This is a genomic window from Shewanella sp. 1311, assembly GCF_059338235.1.
The window spans coordinates 2017470-2040255 of record NZ_CM181686.1 but is presented as its reverse complement, the minus strand read 5'-3'; the positions used below and the strand labels follow the sequence as shown (position 1 = coordinate 2040255).

21 protein-coding genes are annotated in these 22786 nt (G+C 48.7%); 12 read left to right on the top strand and 9 right to left on the bottom strand.

Annotated elements, in window-relative coordinates; all coding sequences use genetic code 11:
- Nucleotides 1–21: 21 nt before the first annotated feature.
- Together AC5YB3_RS09230 and AC5YB3_RS09225 are read left to right on the top strand one after the other, a co-directional pair.
- Complete coding sequence (locus tag AC5YB3_RS09230; protein ID WP_494526989.1) at nucleotides 22–651, top strand: flavin reductase family protein; 630 nt, start codon at nucleotides 22–24, stop codon at nucleotides 649–651.
- 726 nt (nucleotides 652–1377) lie between these two features.
- Entirely contained in the window at nucleotides 1378–2259 is an 882-nt protein-coding gene (locus tag AC5YB3_RS09225) for a LysR family transcriptional regulator (protein ID WP_006079945.1), read from the top strand.
- A 19-nt stretch (nucleotides 2260–2278) separates the two neighbouring features.
- Here AC5YB3_RS09225 and AC5YB3_RS09220 read toward each other — a convergent pair whose 3' ends face one another.
- Nucleotides 2279–3970: an amidohydrolase gene (locus tag AC5YB3_RS09220; protein WP_006079946.1), complete on the bottom strand. Its 1692-nt coding sequence runs from the start codon at nucleotides 3968–3970 to the stop codon at nucleotides 2279–2281.
- A gap of 997 nt (nucleotides 3971–4967) precedes the next feature.
- On the opposite strand from AC5YB3_RS09220, the gene AC5YB3_RS09215 reads away from it, so the two are divergent.
- Nucleotides 4968–5498 carry a hypothetical protein gene (locus AC5YB3_RS09215; RefSeq protein ID WP_006079947.1) on the top strand — a complete coding sequence of 177 codons (531 nt, stop codon included), beginning with the start codon at nucleotides 4968–4970 and terminating at the stop codon, nucleotides 5496–5498.
- Between the two features lie 160 nt (nucleotides 5499–5658).
- Here the strand turns inward: AC5YB3_RS09215 and fre are convergent, their stop codons facing one another.
- Together fre and ubiD are read right to left on the bottom strand one after the other, a co-directional pair.
- Entirely contained in the window at nucleotides 5659–6369 is a 711-nt protein-coding gene (gene fre, locus AC5YB3_RS09210; protein ID WP_006084281.1) for an NAD(P)H-flavin reductase, read from the bottom strand.
- Between the two features lie 114 nt (nucleotides 6370–6483).
- Complete coding sequence (gene ubiD, locus AC5YB3_RS09205) at nucleotides 6484–7965, bottom strand: 4-hydroxy-3-polyprenylbenzoate decarboxylase (protein WP_494526988.1); 1482 nt, start codon at nucleotides 7963–7965, stop codon at nucleotides 6484–6486.
- A 159-nt stretch (nucleotides 7966–8124) separates the two neighbouring features.
- On the opposite strand from ubiD, the gene AC5YB3_RS09200 reads away from it, so the two are divergent.
- Nucleotides 8125–8946: a hypothetical protein gene (locus AC5YB3_RS09200; RefSeq protein WP_494526987.1), complete on the top strand. Its 822-nt coding sequence runs from the start codon at nucleotides 8125–8127 to the stop codon at nucleotides 8944–8946.
- A 126-nt stretch (nucleotides 8947–9072) separates the two neighbouring features.
- Complete coding sequence (locus AC5YB3_RS09195) at nucleotides 9073–10308, top strand: MFS transporter (protein WP_259504402.1); 1236 nt, start codon at nucleotides 9073–9075, stop codon at nucleotides 10306–10308.
- An 86-nt stretch (nucleotides 10309–10394) separates the two neighbouring features.
- Here AC5YB3_RS09195 and AC5YB3_RS09190 read toward each other — a convergent pair whose 3' ends face one another.
- The 4 genes from AC5YB3_RS09190 to arfB form a co-directional block, all read right to left on the bottom strand.
- Nucleotides 10395–11072 carry an SDR family NAD(P)-dependent oxidoreductase gene (locus AC5YB3_RS09190; protein ID WP_259520521.1) on the bottom strand — a complete coding sequence of 226 codons (678 nt, stop codon included), beginning with the start codon at nucleotides 11070–11072 and terminating at the stop codon, nucleotides 10395–10397.
- A gap of 81 nt (nucleotides 11073–11153) precedes the next feature.
- The gene (gene accB / locus AC5YB3_RS09185) at nucleotides 11154–11603 is read right to left on the bottom strand and encodes an acetyl-CoA carboxylase biotin carboxyl carrier protein (RefSeq protein WP_413485326.1); all 450 of its coding nucleotides are present in this window, start codon (nucleotides 11601–11603) and stop codon (nucleotides 11154–11156) included.
- A gap of 36 nt (nucleotides 11604–11639) precedes the next feature.
- Nucleotides 11640–12080, bottom strand: coding sequence for a type II 3-dehydroquinate dehydratase (gene aroQ, locus AC5YB3_RS09180; RefSeq protein WP_494526986.1), 441 nt, complete (start codon nucleotides 12078–12080; stop codon nucleotides 11640–11642).
- Between the two features lie 247 nt (nucleotides 12081–12327).
- A complete protein-coding gene (gene arfB, locus AC5YB3_RS09175) occupies nucleotides 12328–12759 on the bottom strand; it encodes an alternative ribosome rescue aminoacyl-tRNA hydrolase ArfB (RefSeq protein WP_011845670.1) in 432 nt (143 codons plus the stop codon).
- Nucleotides 12760–12895: 136 nt separating this feature from the next.
- Between arfB and AC5YB3_RS09170 the strand changes: the two genes are divergently transcribed.
- The 7 genes from AC5YB3_RS09170 to AC5YB3_RS09140 all read left to right on the top strand — a co-directional run bounded on the left by AC5YB3_RS09170 (nucleotide 12896) and on the right by AC5YB3_RS09140 (nucleotide 21094).
- The gene (locus AC5YB3_RS09170) at nucleotides 12896–13261 is read left to right on the top strand and encodes a SpoIIAA family protein (RefSeq protein WP_006079956.1); all 366 of its coding nucleotides are present in this window, start codon (nucleotides 12896–12898) and stop codon (nucleotides 13259–13261) included.
- A 36-nt stretch (nucleotides 13262–13297) separates the two neighbouring features.
- Nucleotides 13298–13507 carry a DUF3012 domain-containing protein gene (locus AC5YB3_RS09165; RefSeq protein ID WP_071940017.1) on the top strand — a complete coding sequence of 70 codons (210 nt, stop codon included), beginning with the start codon at nucleotides 13298–13300 and terminating at the stop codon, nucleotides 13505–13507.
- Between the two features lie 210 nt (nucleotides 13508–13717).
- Nucleotides 13718–14170 carry a hypothetical protein gene (locus AC5YB3_RS09160; protein ID WP_071940016.1) on the top strand — a complete coding sequence of 151 codons (453 nt, stop codon included), beginning with the start codon at nucleotides 13718–13720 and terminating at the stop codon, nucleotides 14168–14170.
- 371 nt (nucleotides 14171–14541) lie between these two features.
- Nucleotides 14542–16029: a TolC family protein gene (locus tag AC5YB3_RS09155; protein ID WP_432342603.1), complete on the top strand. Its 1488-nt coding sequence runs from the start codon at nucleotides 14542–14544 to the stop codon at nucleotides 16027–16029.
- Between the two features lie 10 nt (nucleotides 16030–16039).
- A complete protein-coding gene (locus AC5YB3_RS09150; RefSeq protein ID WP_432342605.1) occupies nucleotides 16040–17362 on the top strand; it encodes an efflux RND transporter periplasmic adaptor subunit in 1323 nt (440 codons plus the stop codon).
- Between the two features lie 30 nt (nucleotides 17363–17392).
- On the top strand, nucleotides 17393–20599 hold the full coding sequence (locus tag AC5YB3_RS09145; protein ID WP_494526985.1) for an efflux RND transporter permease subunit: 3207 nt from the start codon (nucleotides 17393–17395) through the stop codon (nucleotides 20597–20599).
- 171 nt (nucleotides 20600–20770) lie between these two features.
- Complete coding sequence (locus tag AC5YB3_RS09140; RefSeq protein ID WP_006079962.1) at nucleotides 20771–21094, top strand: antibiotic biosynthesis monooxygenase family protein; 324 nt, start codon at nucleotides 20771–20773, stop codon at nucleotides 21092–21094.
- Between the two features lie 92 nt (nucleotides 21095–21186).
- Here the strand turns inward: AC5YB3_RS09140 and mscL are convergent, their stop codons facing one another.
- Together mscL and AC5YB3_RS09130 are read right to left on the bottom strand one after the other, a co-directional pair.
- Nucleotides 21187–21597, bottom strand: coding sequence for a large-conductance mechanosensitive channel protein MscL (gene mscL, locus AC5YB3_RS09135; RefSeq protein ID WP_006084265.1), 411 nt, complete (start codon nucleotides 21595–21597; stop codon nucleotides 21187–21189).
- A 217-nt stretch (nucleotides 21598–21814) separates the two neighbouring features.
- On the bottom strand, nucleotides 21815–22759 hold the full coding sequence (locus AC5YB3_RS09130) for a LysR family transcriptional regulator (protein ID WP_006084264.1): 945 nt from the start codon (nucleotides 22757–22759) through the stop codon (nucleotides 21815–21817).
- Nucleotides 22760–22786 lie beyond the last annotated feature (27 nt).

Below are 22786 nucleotides of genomic sequence, written 5' to 3'. Positions count from 1 at the left end.
GCAATAACAAAAGGATCAAGTATGACCGCTGATAACCGCTATTTCTACGAACCGAGCAAAGGTCATGGCCTTGCACACGATCCTTTAAATGCGATTGTGGGTCCTAGACCGATCGGCTGGATTTCATCACGCAATGCCGAGGGGCAACGCAATCTCGCCCCTTACAGCTTTTTTAATTGTTTCAATTACAAACCGCCTATCATTGGCTTTGCCAGCACGGGCTGGAAAGACAGTGTCGCCAATATCGTCGAAACAGGGGAGTTTGTGTGGAACCTCACCACTCGCAGCCTTGCCGAGCAGATGAATCAAACCTCCGCCATGTTGCCACGCGGTCAAGATGAGTTTAGCTTTGCCGGACTCACGGCTAAAGCAGGCACGATTGTTAAGGCCGATTTAGTGGCTGAAAGCCCAGTGAATTTTGAATGTAAGTTGTCCCAATGTATCCAGTTAACCGCCGCCAATGGCGACAAGATTGATACTTGGTTAGTGTTAGGAGAAGTGGTGGCCGTGCATATTGCTAAGCATTTACTCAATGCCGAGGGGATTTATCAAACCGCACTTGCTGAGCCCGTATTACGTGCCGGCGGCCCATCGGCCTATTATGGGATCTGTGAAGATCTGCGTTTCGATCTACATAGACCACAAGTGTAAGAGGCTGCTCAGGCGCCGCAGGGCTTTGGGTTTTCAAACTTCGTTTGAGTTTTTGACTTATGAGTTTTGGTATCTCATGGCAGAGCAATCTAAAGCTTTTTTTAAAATCAAAGTCAAAGTCGTGGGGCTTCACCCCACACCCGACCAAGGAGGACTGCTCGTCCTATCCTCCTTGGATGCTCCATGACGCCCCCAACGGAGTTGAAAGCTCCTTGTGCTCATTGCCAAATTTGCTATCGCTTCCGAGGGATGCGCTTTACATCCATGTAAAGCCCTCCAGTTCGGCAGTCCCTGCCTCTCGCTCATAAGCGAGAAAATCACCGATTTTCATTCGCCCCTGCACCTGCGAAAGCTAGCTCGCCATATATGGCGAGACTCACGCAATTTGTCTATTAGCCCTGCGGCAACTCCGAGGGGAGGGGGAACTTCTGTGGGGGCGGTGTCAGCAGTTAATCCCAAAAGAGTTATGCCTGCCTTACTTTTTCTGATGGGATTTCGGAAGTTCAAAGGTTTGATTTGCGTAGACCACAAGTGTAGGGTGCTTACACCCTCGCTAGGTTTTACAGGCAAACTTCGTTTGATTGCTTTTAAAAGCCAAATCTAAGTCGTGGGGCTTCACATCTGATTTTTAACAAAGTGTCTTGCATAGGTAAGTTAACATTGTGATTCCGTCTGACGGGTATTAAAGTCAAGCGCACAACGCGTTTATAAAATAGTAGAGCACATTTGAATATTCAACGAGTTAAAGCATTTGTATTGACGACTCAACTAGGTTCAGTTTCAGCCGCCGCTCGCGCTCTGGGAAAACGTCAGCCGCAAGTGAGTCAGTGGATTGCTGATCTAGAAGTCGACATAGGTGTGGATTTATTTGAGCGTAGTGCAAATCAAGTGGCACTCACTGCGGGAGGTGAGCATTTACTACCTAAGGCTATTTTAGCCTTGGCCCAATGGGAACAATTTACTCAATCGGCGACCCATTATGCTGAGCTTGGTAAAGGTCGGTTAGTGTTGGGGGTTGAAAATTATATTCCTTTAGAAGTCTTACGTTCGACGATTCAGCGCTATTTAATGCAGTTTCCAACGCTGGATTTTGTCTTAAAAGTGGATACTTTCGATGCTTTACACAGCGCTTTTTTATCCAATGATATCGACCTTTTACTGTTACATGAAACGGTTGAATTACATCAATCTCAATCGGGTTACTGCCGCCTTGGCGAATATCAAGAGGTAATGTTGATATCTGGACAGCATACATTAGCTTCACAGCAGGTAATCGACCCCGCACAATTAGCGCCCTATCGTGAATATATTTGGGCAGGAGGGCAGACTGAAAGTGATGATCTCGAAGTCGGATTTAGTGGCCATTATTGCCAAATCCCCGATCTTGCTTTGTTAAAATCCTTACTTGCCGAAGGGGATGGATATAGTTTTTTGCCGTTATCTTTAGCGCAGACAGAAATCGACAGTGGACGATTAAAAGTCGTCCAACTGAGTAGTGAGTTAGCCCCTATTAAGCGCAGGCTCGAAATGCGCTGGCACCATGGGTTTGAGGCCAGCACCTTAGGGGCTTCTTTGCTGACGTTAATAAAAGAGCAACTCAGCAAATAATTAGATTTATGCGGGATTGCTATTGATCATTGAGATCGAACACTAGCTCCCCCTCTAACCACGTCATTAAAATTTGAGTGTCAGCAATTTGTTTTGCTGTGGCTTGGGTAATGTCTCGCTCTAATACAACAAAATCGGCAGATTTCCCTAGCGCGATAGAACCAGTAATGTCACTTATGCCCAAGGCGTTAGCGGGATTTATTGTATAGGCTGCAATAGCACTGTGAATATCGGTGATGCCTGCATTTTGCAGATAGACTGCGTTAGCAATACCAACGAGTGGATTGATATCATTCACATTCCAGTCACTACTTAAAGTTACATTCGCGCCAGTCTTGAAAATAGGGTTAATAGGTAATAAAGCATGAGCTCGTTGCTTACCGATAAAAGGGATCGCCCACTCATGATCCTGCGCGGCAATGTAATCGCTACCCAATTGGAAATCGGCATCGACTTTGAGTGAGGCAAAGCGCTTGATATCTTGGGGAGATACCATTTCTAAATGTGTCATGGCATAAGGGCGAGTAACTCCCTGAGATCGTAAAGTTTCAATAGCATCTAAGGTGTTGCGTACCCCTGCATCACCTATGGCATGAATATGTGCCCCGTATCCAATTTTGTTGAGTTCAGTAAGCCACCACGCCATTTTACTGGCAGGAACATACTCGAGTCCCCTAGGAAGTTCGGGGGTGTAGCTCCAATCATAGGGTGCTAATGTACTGGCCGTACCGTTTATGATGATGCCATCACTGTAGATTTTGACCTGATTGATGAGCAGCAGACGTTGTTTATCATCAGAATGGATTTTTTTAAAGAAATCAAGCTGTGCTTGGGGTTCATCGGCAGGATAAATCCAAGGGCGTAGACTGACTCTGGCGGTTAATTCATCATGACTTTCGACGGCTAGCCATGTCTCTAACCAGTCACGTTTCCAATAGAGTCGTCCATCACCGATTGTCGTTATCCCGTGCTCGGCAGCAGCTGCCAGACCATTTAATAAACCTTGATAATTGGCTTGTTGTAGATTGGGTTGTGATTTCCATGCTTGTTCCATCACAAGGTCGCCAGCATTATCGAATAAAATGCCGAGAAGTTTACCGCTTTCTTCATCTTTGAGGATCTTGCCGCCTTGCGGATCGGCTGTATGAGCGCTGATCTTGGCTTTGGCTAATGCGAGGGAGTTGACCCACATCGAATGGGATGTTTGCTCCATAATAACGACAGGATTATCGGGGAAGATTTTGTCTAATATTGCCAAAGGAGTGGGGCCATTCTCTTGCATTACTACACTGAGTTGATGGCCATAGCCGAGTAACCACTCTCCCGTTTCCAACTGATTTTTACAGGCGGTTAATGTGCGGATATAACCGTTGAGATTAGTGTCATCATCCAGTAAACAGTCGCTACCTATTTCACTCGCGGCTTCAAACACATGATTATGGTTATCAATAAAACCAGGTAATAAGTAATGACCTTTTAAATCGATGACTTTGGTTTTATTGCTCACGTGATCCATGGCGTTAACGCTATTCCCAATGTAGACAATTTTACCATCCTTAATGGCTAAACTAGTCGCTTGATCATGGCCATAGACGTGGGTATTGGTGAGTAAAGTATCTGCAAGTTCGTCGTTTGCACAGGCAGATAGGGTGAATAATCCCGTTAAGGCTAAGCATTTAACGAGTTTGTGTGGCGTCTTAGTCTGTTTCATTTGTACTTGAATCTCATGTTGCGTCAGCTATTGACTCATTATGGGATAATTCCACAATAGTGAAAGTTAGTGACTATCAAGAAAATGAGATACCCATGGGAAAAGACTGATAAGCCATATTTTTGTTGGTACAATGTGACTGATTACTATGGTTTTTTGTGAAAAAGAAAGAGCGGACAGGCATACATTTTATGTTAAAGGTTACGCCAATTTCCCTGCGAAAGTAAAAAGATAGGACAGGCAAAACTCTTTTGGGGTAAACAGCCGACACCGAGATTACAGTTGTTCACCTCCCACTGCGAAGTTGCTGAAGGGCGTTGAAGAAAATAGCGTGACGCAGACAGGACGTCTGCGTAGCTTTCGGGGGGAAGGGACGCCCCATCGGAAGCGTTAGCCATTTTCGAGTAAGCACGAAGCCAGTCACTAATGCATGTAACTTCGCTAGGGGCGTCTTGGAGCATCCAGGGCGAAGGCCAGCGGCCGCTTTGAGCGCGAGATAGGGATATCGAGCTGGCTATTTAACATGGACGTTTTTGATAGGACGAGCAGTCCTCCTTGGTCGGGTGTGGGGTGAAGCCCCACGACTTTGATTTAAAATAACAAACGAAGTTTGGATATGTAGATTTTCTTGGCCGTAAGGCCGTATTCAAAGTGAAATACGGCGAAAACTGGGATTTATTATTTGCAGCCCAACTGGAAAACGTTAGCCAGCCAAGCTAACAAATTATCGTGTTATTTGATCAATGCGATCGCATCATTGTAGTGTGCCGTCCATTACACCAATCACTCTCGAGATATAGTGAAATCATCTCAATCATTATGATTTATTGGTTGCGTATTTGTTAAGTTATTGACTAATGACATTCTCATTGATAATTTACCCTACTTAAAAAATCATTGGTAATAATAGGTTACCTAAGTAGTACTTTGTGATGAGCTTAACTCGCTTAATACAATGTGCGGTATGGATAGACAATAACTTAATGGATTAAACGCAATGAAAAAAATTATCTTATGTACCCTTGTTTTAAGTCTTGCTGCTTGTAAGAGTACAGATGTAAGAAACATCGCCGATTCTGTGTCTGATATCGCAGGCATCGCTAGCACAGGTACTTCAGGCGGCACTTCCGGTAGTAGCTCCATCCCCACTTACGAACATCAGACTCAGCAATACTCGAATAGCTCCGAACCATTTTATATTACTGAGAATACTAAGATGTCTCCGGAACGCGGTGCGATCCGCTCTATTACTCAGGAGAAAAATCCTAAGGGTATGACTATGGTCAGGGTGTTGGCATACCATCAAGACAGTGGCGCGGCGATGGAAAGTACTAATTACCTTTATGCGTTAGACGGTAATGGTTGGTTAAGTGATAAGCCAATGACGATGCACCGCCCAGAAACCATGATTATCAATAGCGGTGTCTATTATCTGAAGGCTCAGAGTGACACTGGAAAATTCTATACATCAGGCATGATAACTTTGGCTAGAGGCGTCACCAATGTGGTGTCGATTGAGCTTCAATAGGTAATTTTATCCTAAAAGGATAATGATTGACGTCATCACGAAGATGCCGTAAGTGTCATTTTCTTATTGAAAGTAAAAACAAAACCCCAGTAAAAACTGGGGTTTATTATTTGCAGCTCAACTGGCAAAGGTTAGCTAGCCAAGCTAACCAATTATCGCGTTATTTGATAAACGCGAACGCATCACCATAGAGATGCGCTTCCTCTACACCAATCTCACGGAAGATTTCCCGTGCAGCACCTACCATGTCGAAACGGCCAGCGATGTAGATGTCGTAGCCATTTAAGCTGACAAAATCTTGCTTGATTTGCGCTAACAGATTGGCGGTTTTACCTTGCCAATTGGCCGGGGCTTCTTCGATCACTGGGACGAAGTTCAACCAAGGGTGGGCATCGTGCCATTGGCGGGCTATGGCTTCAAAATACATGGCATCTTGGGTGCGACAACCCCAATACAAGGTGGTTTTAACCTGTTGGCCAATGGCGATTTGGTGCTCGACGATACTCTTAATGTAAGAGAAACCAGTGCCGCCGGCGATTAATAGGCGAGGGCGTTGGCTTTCGTGGCGCAGGTGGGCTTCGCCGCCTGGGGCTTCGATATCGATAGTGCTGCCATCAATGGCGCAGGCTTTCAGGCGCTCGACCACTTGCATTGGGTAGCTTTCACTTACAGCGGCGCCAATGTGTAATTCGATCAGCTCGGCGTTTGGCGCTGACGCGATAGAGAAGGGACGTTTATCTTTTTCACCCATGACAACACATAAGTATTGCCCCGCTTGGAAATCGAAGGCGGTTTCTGGCCTTAACAATACTTGATATACGGCATCGTTAAACGGGCTAACTTTCTCTATCTTACAACGTATGGTTTTCATCAAACTTCCTTTGCACCTTTCTTCAACAGTATGTGTCTAGGTGTCGCTTTAGCGGCCTGTTATTGGCCTATTCTCTTGGCTTAAGCCGATACTTGAGTAACGGCTTAAGCTGAATTATAGGGTTGGGCTGTCGTCTATGCCTAACTCATCCCAGATTGAGTTGATCTTTTGTTTTACTTTTGGATCCATCACGATTGGCGTGCCCCATTCGCGGTTGGTTTCGCCTTCCCACTTATTAGTGGCATCGAGTCCCATTTTTGAGCCTAAGCCCGCGACGGGTGAGGCAAAATCGAGGTAGTCGATCGGGGTGTTTTCGATCATCACGGTATCGCGTTTAGGGTCCATACGGGTGGTGATCGCCCAGATCACATCTTGCCAGTCACGGCAGTTCACATCTTCATCGACGATGACAATAAACTTGGTGTACATAAATTGGCGCAGGAAAGACCAAGCGCCCATCATCACCCGTTTGGCGTGTCCCGGATATTGTTTGCGAATAGAGATCACTGCCATGCGGTACGAACAACCCTCTGGCGGCAGATAAAAATCAACGATCTCAGGATATTGCTTACGCAAAATCGGCACAAACACTTCGTTTAATGCAACTCCCAGCATGGCGGGCTCATCCGGTGGACGGCCAGTGTAAGTGCTGTGGTAGATGGCATCTTTACGGTGAGTGATGTGGGTAACGGTAAATACTGGAAACTTATCGGTTTCGTTGTAGTAACCCGTGTGATCGCCGTAGGGGCCTTCTTCCGCCAGTTCCTCAGGATCGATATAACCTTCGAGGATGATTTCACTGGTGGCGGGCACTTCTAAGTCACAGCTTAATGCCTTGCAGACTTCGGTACGTTCACCGCGCAGTAAACCGGCAAAAGCGTATTCGCTCATGGAATCGGGGACTGGGGTGACGGCACCTAAAATGGTCACAGGATCGGCGCCGAGTGCGACGACAACAGGATAACGCTCACCGGGGAATTGTTGTTTAAAATCAGCAAAGTCTAACGCGCCGCCACGGTGGGATAACCAACGCATGATCAGCTTGTTTTTACCCAGTAATTGTTGGCGATAAATACCTAAATTCTGGCGACTCTTGCGCGGGCCTTTGGTGATGGTTAAGCCCCATGTCACCAGTGGTGCGACATCGCCCGGCCAGCAATGCTGAATAGGTAATTGGGTCAAATCGACTTCATCGCCGGTTTTGATCACTTGTTGGCAAGGGGGATTGCGCACTGTCTTTGGCGGCATATTCAAGGCTTGCTTGAACATAGGGATCTTAGCGATCGCGTCTTTAAAGCCCCGTGGTGGTTCGGGTTCTTTTAAAAAGGCTAACAGTTCACCCACTTCGCGCAACGCTAAGGGGTCATCTTTACCGAGCGCCATGGCCACACGTTTTGGCGTACCGAACAGGTTTACCAACACGGGCATGTGATGATCTTTGGGATTTTCAAATAATAGCGCAGGGCCCTTAGCGCGTAATACGCGATCGGCGATCTCTGTCATTTCTAAATGAGGATCAACTGGGTAGCTAATGCGTTTGAGTTCGCCATTGGCTTCCAGATGATCAATAAAGCTGCGTAAATCCTTAAAACTCATGTGGAAATAGCCTCTGCAATGAAAATCCGTGTGGCGCGCACTATAGCATTTTTCTGTTTTAGGGTTAACCAATTCAGTGATCTTCAAGCTTAGGAAGCGTAAAATGGATGCCAGTAAGTCACGATTGATCTCGCTTACGCCCTTTATTTCGAGGTTTATATGAATATCCCAGTAACGTTTACTCAAGGAAAGTGTGTTCAAAGTCAATCACATGGCGTGCTTAAGCGGCCGCTAAAGTGTTTGGTTTTGTCGCTGGCTGTGGGGATATCGCTCTTGGGCGCGCTCAGTGTGTCGACTGCGGCGGTTGCCGGAAATCGGGACCATTCGGAGCAAGGCGAGCGCCAAGGTCATCGTGATAGCCACAGCCGTGGAGAAAGTCATTACAACAATCGTCATGACAACCATTACGACAACCGCCATGTGCGCAACAATAATCGCCATTATCGTCCCTATTACCGACCTTATTACCCTTGGGGTTTAGGACTGGGTTTAGGGCTTGCAACAGGTTGGGGTTCTGGCTGGAATGTCGGTTATGGTGTGAACAGCCAATGGAATAATGATTGGGGCTGGAATACTTCGCGTGACGCTTACGCTCGAAATTACTGGAACTCGCCCTATTCGGGCATAGGATTGTCGATTCCTATGCGCTACGACGATGAACCAGTGGCTATTTCTGCGCCTGTAAGGGTGACAACCAGTATGCAATATTCTGCGAGTGAAGGCCGTATGGTATCGAGTATGCCAACAAGCATGCCTGCAAATATGGCCGGACAATCGACTGGGCAACTGGTGTCGCAAGCTAGCAATGCCGCAAGCAAGACGGCTGCGACTCCCCGTCCTCGGGCGGCGCACAGTGTGTCTAGCTTGCCGAGTAATGCCAGAATTGTGCAGCAAGATGGCCGTACACTTTACGAGTGGCAAGGCACGCTTTATGCCTTCGACTGGAACAGTCAAACTTATCAAGAACAGTTAGTCAGATAGATTTACATTAGGTAAATGACTGAGAAATTGGAGCCCCTTAGTGGGCTCCAATTTATTGGTTATCTTTTATTATCTTTTTATTATTTATTAGCTAGTTGTCGTTTTATAGCATAGCGGAGAAAACGTTTGAAAACCGTTCAACATCAGGTTCAAAATCCATCTGTCCAAAATCAACACAAGGGCGCCAGTACACTATGGGTGTTGCTCGCCTTAGCGCTCGGGACGTTTGCCTTAGGTACCACAGAATTTGCTTCCATGACTCTAGTGCCCTATATCGCCAGCGATTTAGGCGTAGATGTCGCTCACGTGAGTTATGCCATTAGTGCCTATGCGCTGGGGGTTGTGGTCGGTTCGCCGATTATTATGGTGCTGGCGGTTAGGGTCAGGCGGCGAACACTCTTGATTGCTTTAGCTGCCTTAATGGCGGTGGCCAATGGCTTAAGTGCGTTAGCGCCATCATTGAATTGGCTAATCTTTTTCCGTTTTCTCAGCGGCTTGCCCCACGGTGCCTATTTTGGTGTGGCTATGTTGCTCGCGGCCTCTTTAGTGCCGCCAGAAATGAAGGCCCGCGCCGTATCGCGGGTGATTATTGGCCTTACACTGGCGACGATTATCGGTGTGCCGTTTGCCACTTGGATGGGGCAAACCGTGGGCTGGCGCTCAGGCATTGGCATAGTGGCGATTTTGGCGACTATTACGGCTGTGATGGTGTATTTTTTAGCGCCTAATCAAGCCGTGGCCGCTGATGCGAGTCCCAGAAAAGAGCTACAAACCCTGAAGAATCGTGAAGTCTGGTTGACGCTCGGTATCGCGGCCATTGGCTTTGGCGGTATCTTCTGCGTGTATACCTATCTGGCTGAAACCTTAATCCAAGTGACACAAGTCGAGCCGTTTAAGATCCCGATCATGATGGCGGTATTTGGTATTGGCGCAACATTGGGCACCTTAGTTTGCGGCTGGGCGGCGGATAAGTCGGCCTTAGCGGCGGCGTTTTGGTCGTTAGTGTTAAGCACTGTGGTATTGGCGATTTACCCGAGTTTGACCGGACATTATTGGGCGCTGATGCCTGTAGTATTCTTTGTCGGTTGTGGCTTGGGACTTGCCACCATAGTGCAAGCAAGATTGATGGATGTGGCGCCCGATGGGCAGGCCATGACAGGTGCGTTAGTGCAATGTGCCTTTAATCTTGCCAATGCGATTGGTCCTTGGGTGGGCAGTTTAGTGATCCTGTCTGGACAAGGGATTGCCGCGACAGGTTATGCGGCGTCTTTGTTGTCATTAGGAGGACTTGTGATGTGGTGGCTGACCCACAGGGAGAGTCGCCGCGCGGTGAGCTTAAACACAGCCAATTGCGCTGACTAGCAAGCGGATCACTCAGGTTCGAGGTGCCGCTATCCTGCGTCTCGAAGCTGTTTTGCTCAATCAGCTAACCTCAGTTTCCGCGAGGGCTAGGCTCTTTGTATGGTGATATCGGCGATATAACCGTGCTGGGTGGCGATTAATGCTTGTTTGAGCATACCTGCCGCTTCATCGGCGGACATAAAACTTGAGGTATCTAATGCTTTACCGCTACTTGGCCAAAAACCTGTATCCATGCCGCCGGGATACACGGCAATCAACTTCATTGGGCTTTGTTTAAGCTCTAATCGCACCGACTCGATAAATCCTCGTACCGCCCATTTTGCCGCGCAGTAAGTGGATTCTCCTGCTTTGGCGGCAAGCGCTGCGGTGGACATGACCACAACCACAGTGACCGCTTGATCTTTATAGCGTTTGACTAATTCCCGCACCAACAGAATCGTTGAGGTGACATTGTTATTGAGCAGGCTGTGGATATCGCTGGCCCCTTGGGTTTCAATCGCACCAAAGTAGCCGCTGCCCGCACAGTGGATCACGGTTTTAGGGGCTTGCGTCAGGCCATCGAACAGGGCTTCGAGACTCGATTCACTGGCGAGATCGGCGGTGATCGCGGCGATAGGCTTGTTGGAGAAGGGCGTTAATGCATTGGCGACGGTTTGTAGACGCTCGGCATTGCGGCCAGTGAGTGTTAGTGGTTCATTTTCTTTGGCGTAGAGCGATGCTAGCGCCGCGCCTAAACCACTGCTGGCGCCGGTAATTAATATCATAGTGACCTCGGTTAATGCTGCCTTTGCTTGAAAACCGCAGCTTAAACTCAAGTGCGCTTCAATTCATGATAAGGCGAGCGGTTAGATTAAGGTAAATAGCGGTTGATCGAATGCCACTTCATCGCCGTCTTTGGCCCAAATAGCGCTGATCACGCCATCGCGCTCGGCTTGGATGGGATTCATCATTCTCATCGCTTCGATAATGCAGATAACTTCACCTTGGCTCACCTTTTGGCCGACTTTAACCAGCGGCACATCATCAAGTTCTGCCGCCGCGTAAAAAGTGCCGACCATAGGCGAGACTTGCACAAAACCTTCCACACTTGGCGAAACGGCGGTTTGCTTTGCCTGTGTATTTAAAGGTGCCACGCGTGCTGTGGCTGGCGTTTGCGATGACTGCACATTGGCTGGCATAGGGCTGTAGCGAGTGATGCGAATTGATTCTTCACCTTCGGTGATCGCCAGTTCTGCTATGTCCGATTCTTGTACTAACTCAATGAGTTTTTTAATTTTACGAAGATCCATTGCCATTTATCTGCCCTTGCAAAGCACGCTATTGAATAGAATTTACTGTGGCTGGTTGAGCCGCTTAATGGCCGCCGCCAGCGCAAACTCATAACCCTGTGAACCGAAACCGCAAATCACGCCTATCGCCTTATCGGAAAAATAGGAATGGTGACGGAAGGCTTCACGGGCGTGCACATTGGATAAATGCACTTCAAAGAACGGAATTGCGACGCCAAGCAAGGCATCACGCAGCGCAACGCTAGTATGGGTAAAGGCGGCGGGATTGATAATAATCATCTGCGCATCAGTCGCATGAATCGCGTTGATCAACTCAAACTCGGCGTTGGACTGAATATGCTCAAGCTCAACTTCCGCCAACTTTGCCTGCTGATTTAACTCCGCCACTATGTCGGCCAAGGTTTTATGACCATAAACGCTAGGCTCGCGGCGACCTAAGAGGTTGAGATTGGGGCCATTGACGAGCAAAATTTTGTGACTCATTGCGCTTTCCTTTACGACATGCCTTGGGATTAATGCAGGGATTAAAGTTGGAATAAATTTATTTCAGTTTTCTACATAGGTCACTAACTTAACCTGTTCAAATCGATTTTGCATTATCCGTTAGTCGATTGTGTGCGAGATGATCATGTGCGAGCCGACTATGCCATTGAAATCCTGCGCCATTGTCGGCCAGTTTCAACTGCGGCCTAACTTCTATCTAAGCTAGTAGCGCGACTAATTATTAAAGCTAATAATCAGTTTTTTGCTGACGCATGGCTTTAGTGGCGCCTTTTTGTTTCTTGGACTCTAATCGCCGCGTTTGGCTGCCTTTGGTGGCGCGGGTAGGAATGCGTTTTTTCTGCACTTCACCGACACTGGCGACTAAGGCGATAAATTGCTCCAACGCCGTTTGGCGGTTGGCATCTTGGCTGCGGCTCGCTTGGCATTTGATGATGATTTTGCCGCTTTTAGTGATGCGGTGATCGGCCTTGTTGAGCAAACGTTCTTGGTAAAACTCGGGTAATGATGAGCTTTTAATATCGAAGATCAGCTGCGCAGCAGTGGACACTTTATTTAAGTGCTGGCCGCCTGCACCACTCGAACGGATAAATTGCCACTCGATTTCATTTTCCTGAAGTTCCACACGGTTTGAGATTTTTATCATGGCAAACTTAGGCATTTTTCAGCATGGATTGAGAAGCTATCAATAATCACTTATGGCTTTTCAATAGATTTGTTATCATCGGGCGCATTCTTTGCCATTGCATTGGCCAAGGCCATTGCTTGCAAAAGTGTTCTCGATTCGGAGTGCCTCTATGTTATGCCAAATCCCCGATATTGCTAAGGGTGTTATCAGTCTTTTTGCCAGTGGCCGACTATCCTCCACCGATTATCGGACCCGTTTACAGCCAGCGATTAAGAGTTATCGTAAGGATTGGGGCCAAGTTTGCCTGTATATTGAGGCGGACGTGTTACTCGAGGGCTGGGAATTTGAGTCACTCACCGGCAGTGGTGAAGTCCAATTACCTAATTTTGAAGCCTTAGTTTTTGTGGGCGGCCCTGATTGGGTGGGAAATTCGGTGCGCTTACTTGGGCCTTTTATGCAGGGCGAAGTGGCATGGTTTCCCCTAGAACAGAAAACCAAAGCGATTGCTTGGATCACTAAGCGTTCGAATATCTAATGGTCTTATGTAGACCGTATTTACAAGGAATGAAGTATGTCTTTATTTAAATCGCGCGCTTTTTCTAAGCAAAATGTTTCTAAAATCAGTGCTATTACGTTGGTGCTGGCGTTTACCGCTGGGCTGAGTGCCTGCGCGCCAGAAGTTGGTAGCGATGCTTGGTGTAAGCAGATGAAAGATAAGCCGTCTGGCGATTGGACTGCCAATGAAGCCGCCGATTACGCTAAACATTGCGTGTTTAAATAAGCTGGCTTTTGAATAAAACGCAGGTTTAAGCATCACAGCCGAGCATGCAAATATTAGCATACTAATGTTTGCAAGCTGTGAACTTCTGCTTCAGCTTTGGGTCAGATGCTGGGTAACCCGTAGTCCTTGACCCTTAAATAAGTGACTCAACCATTGTTAATGCTAATAAGGTGATATTTGAATTCTACCGCTAAGCCATTTTTTACTCGAATGGTGACCTTACTGATAGCCATTATCGTGCTGCAATTTGCTGGCGCGAATCTGGGTGCGCATCAGTTACATGCGGGCAATGGCGCGGAAGAAGCCGATAATCATCCCCATCTGCAATTTAGCGCCCAAGTGACCACTTTGGCCCAATGTGTCGATTGCGTTTGCCCAAGCGAGCAAGCCCTTGGCTTTGCCGATATTGGTGCAAGTATTGATGTGCTAGGCAATAACGCGGGTGAAAATCATGCCAGTGAATTGCATTCCCACTTAGTGAAAACCACTGAATTACAAGATTTTGACCTGTGCCTCGATTGCCAATGCCATGGCGGCCATGTGGCGCTGTTATCTCCTGGGCTAAGCCAGCCTGTGCAAGCGTTAGAAAGCGTCTTTCTCGCTGCTAATGTATCCTATTTCCAGCCCGATAATTTACCTAAGTACCGTCCTCCAATAGCTTAATCCCCCAATATCCAGCTTATTCCTCGGTCTAAGGATCTTGATTCATCTTCTTGGATCTCAATCTATTTCGCCGCGCGATAAGCCTTTTATATTCATCCCCCAAATGCGATTTAACTGATGCTCAGCAGCGTGAGTTGTTGTACCAGCCATCGGCCTTTTAGCCATGGGATGTGTTGGTTATGCATAGCTTAAGTTACGCATAGTGTTAGCTATGTATTGCTTGGCGGGATGATTCGATCGGCGCTTATTTGCCATGCTCAGAACGATAGGATTGCTTTGCATTGAGTTATTTCAAATGAAGCTCAAATCTAGCAGTCTCACATTGGGCGCAAAAGTCAGCCGATCCACATTCGATATTGTTAGGATTTACGATGAACAAAACGACTCTCGCCCGTACCTTGGCTTGCCTGTTTCGATCGGGCTTGCTGAGCTGCGGATTAGTATTGGCCGCCGGATTGCTAGCCTTTGCCCTCGCGGCAGAAAATGACACTCTGGATGTCTTCCTTAAAACCAAAGCCCTTGAAACCAATCCCTTGGAAACCAATGCGCTTGAAGCCAAAGCCCCTGAAGCCGAGGTATTTAAAGCTCAATCACTGGGCTTACCCGCCAAAGAAACCGACACGCCATATGTTGCCTTCGGCCAATGGTTGCCCGCGTTACTCAGACAGTTCAATCAGTTGCCTGAAGTGCAGGCGCAGCTTACACGGCAGCAACAAGCAGAGCTTGCCATTCAGGCGGCGGATCGCGCCGTGTATAACCCTGAACTTGGGCTTAACTATCAAAATGCCGACACAGATTCCTACAGCTTAGGCCTGAGTCAAACCCTTGATTGGGGTGATAAGCGCGGCGTGGCGACAAAACGTGCCGAGCTTGAAGCCCAAATTCTGTTCGCTGATATAGGTTTAGAGCGTAACCAAATGTTGGCCGAACGCTTACTGGCGTTGGCAGAACAGGCGCAAAGTCGTAAGGCGCTGACCTTTGCCGAGCAGCAACTCAGGTTTACTAAGGCGCAGCTCGGCATTGCCAAGCAGCGGTTGGCGGCGGGGGATTTGTCTAACGTTGAGTTGCAATTGATGCAACTCGAATTAGCAACCAACACTGCCGATTATGCCTTAGCCGAGCAGGCGGCTTTAGTGGCTGACGGCAAGGTGATTGAGTTGCTTGGGGATAATAATCTTGCCTTTAGTGAGTTCATCAAGGAGATCCATGTCTTCGCGACTCAGGCTAAGCAAGCGCCAGCGCCCGAGTTGGGCACCTCTAAATCAGCCTTGCCAGCACTTGCTAGCGCTTACCAACAAGTGTTGTTGGCGCGAGTCAATGCCATGCAAGTTAAGGCCGATACGTCAGCGGACCCGACCATTAGCCTAGGCGCTGAAAAGGAAGGTACGGACAATAAGCTCGGTGTCGGTGTATCTATTCCTCTACAAGTTCGCAATAACTACAGTGAGTTACAAGCAGTGGCGGATAAGGGCATCGCGATCGCGGAGCAAGGCTATCTTGCCCGTGAGCGAGTACTTACCGCCAAGCAGAAACACGTCCTCTACGCGTTACCGCGTTTACTTGAGCGTTACCAAGACTGGCGCGAGTTAGTACAAGTGTCCGGTGCTAAAGCCGCTAAATCCTTAAGCCAACAATGGCAGGCGGGCGATGTGAGTACCAGCGAGTACTTGCAGAGTCGCCGTCAGTTGGCCGCTAGTTATTTGGTGGGGTTGAACCTAGAAACGGCCATTTATCAGAGCTGGTTAACGTGGATGGGTGAAAGCGGTCAGCTTATGCCCTTTTTGAATGGTACGGCTGAACAGATCAGCCAAGCACCTTCACACATGCCAAATGCCGCCGTGCGCACAGTAAACCAATGAGGTAACCCAAATGAATTCACATAATCACTTTAACGCTACCAAGTCTTATCCAGTTGTACTGTCAGAAACTGCTGCGCCTGACATCATTGCGTCTCAAATCACAGCACCTGAAATCATTGCGCCTCAAATCACAGTACCTGCAAAGCGGCAGTTCACGCTGTCGACACTCGCCCTCGCATTATGTGTGCTCGGCTCTGCTGCGCTTTTCACCGCCCAACCTTCATGGGCAGGGGACGATCACGGTTCAGCTACTCAAACTGAGCAAGCGGATGAACACGGTGCACAGGCGCTTAAGTTGACCCAAGTGCAGCAAGCATTGGCGGGCATTAGCTTGTTACCCCTGTCGAGCGATAGCTTGAATATCGCCAATTTGAATCTGGATATCAGGGCGACGGCAACCTTAGTGGTGGATCGCGATAGAACTGCCACCCTTGCACCACAGCTCGATGTGCGCGTGTTGGCGCGCCACGTGGTGCCGGGACAAGAAGTCAAAAAAGGTGAGCCTTTACTGACCTTGGGCGGCTCAGCCGTTGCGCAGGCACAGGCGGATTACATCAATGCCGCTGCCGAATGGAGCCGAGTTAAGCGCATGAGCGAAGGCGCCGTGAGTGTCAGCCGCCGTATGCAGGCGCAGGTGGATGCCGAACTTAAACGCGCGATTTTAGAGGCGATTAAGATGACGCCAACACAAATTCGCGCTCTGGAATCGACGCCCGAAGCCATCGGCAGTTATCAACTTTTAGCGCCGATTGACGGACGAGTGCAGCAAGATATCGCCATGTTAGGCCAAGTATTTAGTGCGGGCACGCCGTTAATGCAGCTGACCGACGAGTCTTATTTATGGGTCGAGGCGCAGCTAACGCCTACCCAAACTGCGCATATCACTGTCGGCAGTGCGGCCTTAGTGCAAGTGGGGGATAAAACGCTGGCGGGCAAGATCATAGGCCGCTCCCATGAGCTCGATAGCGTGACGCGCACCGAGCAAGTTCTGGTGAGTATGCCTAATCCTGATCATGTGCTGCATGCGGGGCAATTTGCCGAACTCTACTTTGCCAATACTGTCGCCAACTCTGCTGATAAGGCTGGTGGAATCGTGCTGCCCGATGCGGCGCTCACCCGCAGCGGCGATGGCGACTGGCAGATTTTTATTCAAGATGAAGATGGCTTCGAGTCGATTGAGGTAGAAGTGGTGCAGCGTCAGCGCGGCTTGAGTTTAGTGCGCGGCGCTGAGCTTGAAAAAGCCCAGCAGGCACAGCTCAAGGTCGTGGTGGCTGGCGCATTTTTCTTGGCGTCCGAGCAGGCGAAAGCAGGCTTTGATATCCATAACCATTAATGTCGCCACTGAACGCTTGAGGAATTTTCTATGTTGCAAAAAGTGATCGAAGCCGCGATTAAAAATCGGCTGTTAGTGGTGTTGGCCTTGCTCGCCATGATAGTGGCAAGCGTGGTCATGCTGCCTAAATTGAATCTCGATGCCTTTCCCGATGTGACTAACGTACAAGTGACCATCAATACTGCGGCCGAAGGGTTAGCCGCAGAAGAGGTGGAAAAACTCATCAGTTATCCGGTGGAATCGGCCATGTACGCCTTGCCGGCGGTGACAGAGGTACGTTCCTTGTCGCGCACCGGCTTGTCGATTGTGACTGTGGTATTTGCCGAAGGGACGGATATTTACTTCGCCCGTCAGCAAGTGTTTGAGCAGTTGCAAGCGGCGCGGGAGATGATCCCAAGCGGTGTCGGTGTGCCGGAAATCGGCCCGAATACTTCGGGATTAGGGCAGATTTATCAGTACATTCTGCGCGCCGAACCTAACTCAGGTATCGATGCCGCCGAGCTGCGCAGTTTGAATGATTACCTTGTAAAACTCATCATGATGCCCGTCGGCGGCGTGACGGAAGTCTTGTCCTTTGGTGGTGATGTGCGCCAATACCAGGTACAGGTCGACCCGAATAAATTGCGCGCCTATGGCTTGTCGATGGCGCAAGTCACCGAGGCATTAGAGAGCAATAACCGCAACGCTGGCGGTTGGTTTATGGACCAAGGTCAAGAGCAACTTGTGGTGCGCGGCTACGGCATGTTGCCCGCAGGAGCAGAAGGCTTAGCGGCGATCGCGCAAATCCCGCTTACGGAGGATAAAGGCACGCCCGTGCGGGTGGGTGATATCGCTCAGGTTGATTTTGGCAGTGAAATCCGTGTTGGCGCTGTGACTATGACGCGCCGCGATGAGGCTGGCAAAGTACAAAACCTCGGCGAAGTGGTGGCGGGGGTCGTGCTTAAACGCATGGGCGCCAACACCAAAGCGACTATCGATGATATTGGCGCGCGGGTGAGTCTTATCGAGCAGGCTTTGCCCGATGGCGTGTCTTTTGAAGTGTTTTACGATCAAGCGGAACTGGTCGATAAGGCCGTGACCACAGTGCGCGATGCGTTGCTAATGGCCTTTGTGTTTATCGTGGTGATCTTGGCCCTGTTCCTCGTCAATATCCGCGCGACCTTGCTGGTGCTCTTGTCTATTCCTGTGTCTATCGGGCTCGCGCTCATGGTGATGTCCTACTATGGATTGTCGGCAAACTTGATGTCGCTGGGCGGTTTAGCGGTGGCGATTGGTATGTTAGTCGATGGTTCCGTGGTGATGGTAGAGAACATTTTCAAACACTTAACTCAGCCGGATCGTCGACATTTGCTGGAGGCGAGAACGCGCGCCGATGGTGAGGCAGACCCATATCATAGCGATGAGGACGGTGGTCAGCAGGCCAATATGGCTGTGCGCATCATGCTCGCGGCTAAAGAGGTGTGTAGTCCAATCTTCTTCGCGACGGCGATTATCATAGTGGTATTTGCGCCCTTGTTTGCCCTCGAAGGCGTTGAAGGCAAGCTGTTCCAGCCGATGGCGGTCAGTATCATTCTGGCTATGATATCAGCGCTGCTGGTGGCCTTGATTGCCGTGCCAGCCCTTGCTGTGTATCTGTTCAAGCGGGGTGTGGTACTCAAACAAAGCGTGGTCTTAGCGCCGCTGGATGCCGCTTATCGCAAGCTACTGACGGCAACACTTGCTAGGCCAAAGGTGGTGATGCTCAGCGCCTTATTGATGTTTGCTTTCAGTTTATTGTTACTGCCAAGGCTGGGCACTGAATTTGTGCCTGAGCTGGAGGAAGGCACGATTAACTTGAGGGTCACGCTGGCGCCAACCGCGAGTTTGGACACGTCTTTAGCGGTCGCGCCCAAGCTTGAAGCTATTTTGCTGGGGTTTCCCGAGGTGGAATATGCCCTGAGCCGCATTGGTGCGCCTGAGCTTGGTGGCGATCCCGAGCCTGTGAGTAATATCGAGGTTTATATTGGGCTTAAGCCGATATCTGAATGGCAATCGGCAAGTTCGCGCCTAGAGTTACAACGTTTGATGGAGGAAAAACTCAGTGTGTTCCCCGGACTCTTGCTGACTTTCTCGCAGCCTATTGCGACTCGGGTAGATGAATTGCTCTCGGGGGTAAAAGCCCAGTTAGCGATCAAAATTTTCGGCCCAGATTTAGCCGTGTTATCGGAGAGAGGCCAAGCGCTCACCGATCTTGTCGCGAAAATCCCCGGTGCCGTCGATGTGTCATTAGAGCAAGTGAGTGGAGAAGCGCAATTGGTTGTGCGGCCAAAGCGCGAGTTATTGGCGCGCTACGGGATTAGTGTCGATCAAGTGATGAGCCTTGTCAGCCAAGGCATTGGCGGCGCGAGTGCAGGTCAAGTGATCGACGGCAACGCCAGATACGACATCAATGTGCGTCTCGCGGCCGAGTTTCGCACTAGCCCGGATGCCATTAAGGACTTATTACTCAGCGGCACGAATGGCGCCACTGTGCGCTTAGGCGAAGTCGCCAGCGTCGAAGTGGAAATGGCGCCGCCGAATATTCGCCGTGACGACGTGCAGCGCCGAGTGGTAGTGCAGGCCAACGTGGCGGGACGTGATATGGGCTCGGTTGTAAAAGATATTTATGCTTTAGTGCCACAGGCGGATTTACCCGCGGGATATACAGTGATCATTGGCGGCCAGTATGAGAATCAGCAGCGAGCGCAGCAAAAGCTGATGCTAGTGGTGCCAATTTCTATCGCCTTGATTGCCTTGTTGTTGTACTTCTCCTTTGGTTCATTCAAGCAAGTGTTGCTCATCATGGCGAACGTGCCCTTAGCCTTGATTGGCGGCATAGTGGCCTTGTATGTCAGTGGCACTTATTTATCTGTACCTAGCTCTATTGGCTTTATCACCTTATTTGGGGTGGCCGTGCTCAACGGTGTGGTGCTGGTAGATTCGATTAATCAGCGCAGGCAAAGCGGCGAAGCTCTTTATGATTGTGTTTATGAGGGTACGGTTGGGCGTTTGCGCCCTGTGTTGATGACAGCATTGACCTCGGCCCTAGGCTTGATCCCGATTTTATTGTCATCGGGGGTTGGCAGTGAGATCCAAAAGCCGCTGGCAGTGGTGATTATTGGTGGCTTGTTTAGCTCGACGGCGCTGACCTTGCTAGTATTGCCGACCTTATATCGCTGGTTATATCGTGGCGACAAGCGCATCGATGAGCTTGATTAACCTCAAGTAAGCCGACAACGTGGGCAATAACTTGTTATATTTCGGGTTATTGCCCACATTGTAGACAGAGTTATCACATTGACTAAAAGTCTAAAAATCAGCGAGCTATCGCGCCGTGGTTGGGCTAATCTTAAAGTCGACATTTAAGGACGTTAATTTCTGGAGAGCGTTATGATCGCTGTAATTTTTGAAGTCATCCCGACACAAGAAGGGAAGGAAGAGTATCTGCACGTGGCGGCTGAAATGCGCCAATATTTAGAAGGCCGTAAGGGATTAATTTCGATCGAACGTTTTCAGAGTTTAACCGACGATGGCAAAGTGCTGAGCCTGTCGTTTTGGGAAGACCAAGCTTCTATCACCCAATGGCGCAATCAGATGGCCCACAGTATTGCCGAGCAAACGGGCATAGTGCCGTGTTTGTTTAACTCTTACCGCATTCGAGTGGCAGAAGTGGTGCAAGATTACAGTGAAACTGTGCACATTGAAGCTGAGTAATCGCTTATCTGCTTGATGTGAAACATCGCCGATATAAAAACAAAACCCATCGAGTTCGATGGGTTTTTTATGATCTGCACTTTAGATTAGGCTTATTTTTCTTGCTGAGCTTTCAGTAGATCGCGGATCTCAGACAGCAGTTCTTGATCTTTAGTCGGTGCAGCGGGTGCTTTAGGCGCGACTTCTTCTTTGCGCTTTAAGCGATTGATTGCTTTGACGCCCATAAAAATAGCGAAGGCGATAATCGTAAAGTCGATAATGGTTTGAATGAATTTACCATAAGCAATCACCACAGAAGGCGCATCGCCTTGAGCAGCCTGCAGCACTATGCTCAAATCACTAAAATTCACTCCGCCTAAAATGATACCAATCGGTGGCATTATGATATCGGCCACAAAGGACGAGACTATCTTGCCGAATGCGGCACCTATGATGATACCAACGGCCATGTCGATCACATTGCCACGGGACGCAAAAGCCTTGAACTCTTTAATTAAGCTCATTAGGTTTCCTCCAAAATTGAGATTAAATGTTAAATTTTATTATGCAAACTGTATCAGGAAAACCTAAGGTCTTTTGCTGCCTGTTACCTTGCCAAGCTTATAGAGGCTTAAGGATTAAGGCAATTATGACATAGCGGATTTATCTCTATGGCAGCGATCTAAGCTTTACAAAGTTATAGTTGTTACTGTTTTGATCGCTTTATTTGTTCGATTTTGTTTATTCGCCCTGATCGGCTTGGCCGATAAAATCGGGCACTTCCAATACTTGCGATCCCCAACGTTTAAATAATGCGGAATAGATGAATTCGATAAAGACGCGATATTTTCGGGGTAAGTAGGCCCGCTGTGGATAGCTAAGCACGACCTTAGTTTGTACCATAGGATAGTCATCAAGCAGCGGGATTAAGTAGCCTTTTTCTAATGCTACTTGGGCAATGATGGAGGGCACCGCTGTGATCCCAAGCCCCGCAATGGCGGCCTCGCGGGCTAAAGTGACATTGTTTACTGTCAGTTGAGTCATGGGCTCGGCGACAATCCAAGTTTTACCATCGAATAACTTCCATGCTCCTTCAATATGCGCCGACTGTAAGCGGATCGCTTTATGTTTGGCTAAATCCTGTGGCACTTTTGGGGTGCCGTGCTCGGCCAAATAAGCAGGGCTTGCCATTAACGATTTATGGGCGTTGACTAAGGCATAGCTTTGCAGGCGAGTGTCACCCGAATCGGCAATTTGAAATAACAGATCGATACCTTCTTCTATGACATCGACCTTACGATTGGTGAGTTCAGCCTCTATGGTGATATCGGGGTAAAGCGTTAAAAACTGAGCGAAAATCGGCCCTAAAAACAATTGGCCTAATTCAATTGGGCAGACAATTTTTAGATTGCCTTTGATCAATTGCTGCTGGGCGCTGAGCTGATTTTCGGCGCTCTGCAGATCGGTGAGGATCTTATTAATCCTATTGTAATAACTCGATCCTGCCTCGGTGAGTTTTAGGGCTCTGGTGGTGCGAAATAACAGTTGTGTGCCAGTATCGGCTTCGAGTTCGGCTATCTTGCGACTGACGGTTGCCTTAGTGATCCCAAGGGCTTTGGCGGCGCCAGTAAAGCTGCCTTGTTCGACCACTTGAGCGAAAATTTGCACGCGATTGAGATCCATCATTGTTACACCTGTGAAACAGTGGGTTGA

Excerpts from the sequence above, each read along its gene's own strand:
- ubiD (WP_494526988.1), bottom strand. The coding sequence starts at position 7,965 with ATGAGTTTTAAGGATTTACGCAGCTTTATTGATCATCTGGAAGCCAAT.
- AC5YB3_RS09130 (WP_006084264.1), bottom strand. The coding sequence starts at position 22,759 with ATGATGGATCTCAATCGCGTGCAAATTTTCGCTCAAGTGGTCGAACAA.
- fre (WP_006084281.1), bottom strand. The coding sequence starts at position 6,369 with ATGAAAACCATACGTTGTAAGATAGAGAAAGTTAGCCCGTTTAACGAT.
- aroQ (WP_494526986.1), bottom strand. The coding sequence starts at position 12,080 with ATGAGTCACAAAATTTTGCTCGTCAATGGCCCCAATCTCAACCTCTTA.
- AC5YB3_RS09165 (WP_071940017.1), top strand. The coding sequence starts at position 13,298 with ATGTCTTTATTTAAATCGCGCGCTTTTTCTAAGCAAAATGTTTCTAAA.
- AC5YB3_RS09200 (WP_494526987.1), top strand. The coding sequence starts at position 8,125 with ATGAATATCCCAGTAACGTTTACTCAAGGAAAGTGTGTTCAAAGTCAA.
- AC5YB3_RS09145 (WP_494526985.1), top strand. The coding sequence starts at position 17,393 with ATGTTGCAAAAAGTGATCGAAGCCGCGATTAAAAATCGGCTGTTAGTG.
- AC5YB3_RS09230 (WP_494526989.1), top strand. The coding sequence starts at position 22 with ATGACCGCTGATAACCGCTATTTCTACGAACCGAGCAAAGGTCATGGC.
- AC5YB3_RS09215 (WP_006079947.1), top strand. The coding sequence starts at position 4,968 with ATGAAAAAAATTATCTTATGTACCCTTGTTTTAAGTCTTGCTGCTTGT.
- AC5YB3_RS09150 (WP_432342605.1), top strand. The coding sequence starts at position 16,040 with ATGAATTCACATAATCACTTTAACGCTACCAAGTCTTATCCAGTTGTA.
- AC5YB3_RS09190 (WP_259520521.1), bottom strand. The coding sequence starts at position 11,072 with ATGATATTAATTACCGGCGCCAGCAGTGGTTTAGGCGCGGCGCTAGCA.
- AC5YB3_RS09220 (WP_006079946.1), bottom strand. The coding sequence starts at position 3,970 with ATGAAACAGACTAAGACGCCACACAAACTCGTTAAATGCTTAGCCTTA.
- accB (WP_413485326.1), bottom strand. The coding sequence starts at position 11,603 with ATGGCAATGGATCTTCGTAAAATTAAAAAACTCATTGAGTTAGTACAA.
- AC5YB3_RS09170 (WP_006079956.1), top strand. The coding sequence starts at position 12,896 with ATGTTATGCCAAATCCCCGATATTGCTAAGGGTGTTATCAGTCTTTTT.
- AC5YB3_RS09155 (WP_432342603.1), top strand. The coding sequence starts at position 14,542 with ATGAACAAAACGACTCTCGCCCGTACCTTGGCTTGCCTGTTTCGATCG.
- AC5YB3_RS09160 (WP_071940016.1), top strand. The coding sequence starts at position 13,718 with ATGGTGACCTTACTGATAGCCATTATCGTGCTGCAATTTGCTGGCGCG.
- arfB (WP_011845670.1), bottom strand. The coding sequence starts at position 12,759 with ATGCCTAAGTTTGCCATGATAAAAATCTCAAACCGTGTGGAACTTCAG.
- AC5YB3_RS09140 (WP_006079962.1), top strand. The coding sequence starts at position 20,771 with ATGATCGCTGTAATTTTTGAAGTCATCCCGACACAAGAAGGGAAGGAA.
- mscL (WP_006084265.1), bottom strand. The coding sequence starts at position 21,597 with ATGAGCTTAATTAAAGAGTTCAAGGCTTTTGCGTCCCGTGGCAATGTG.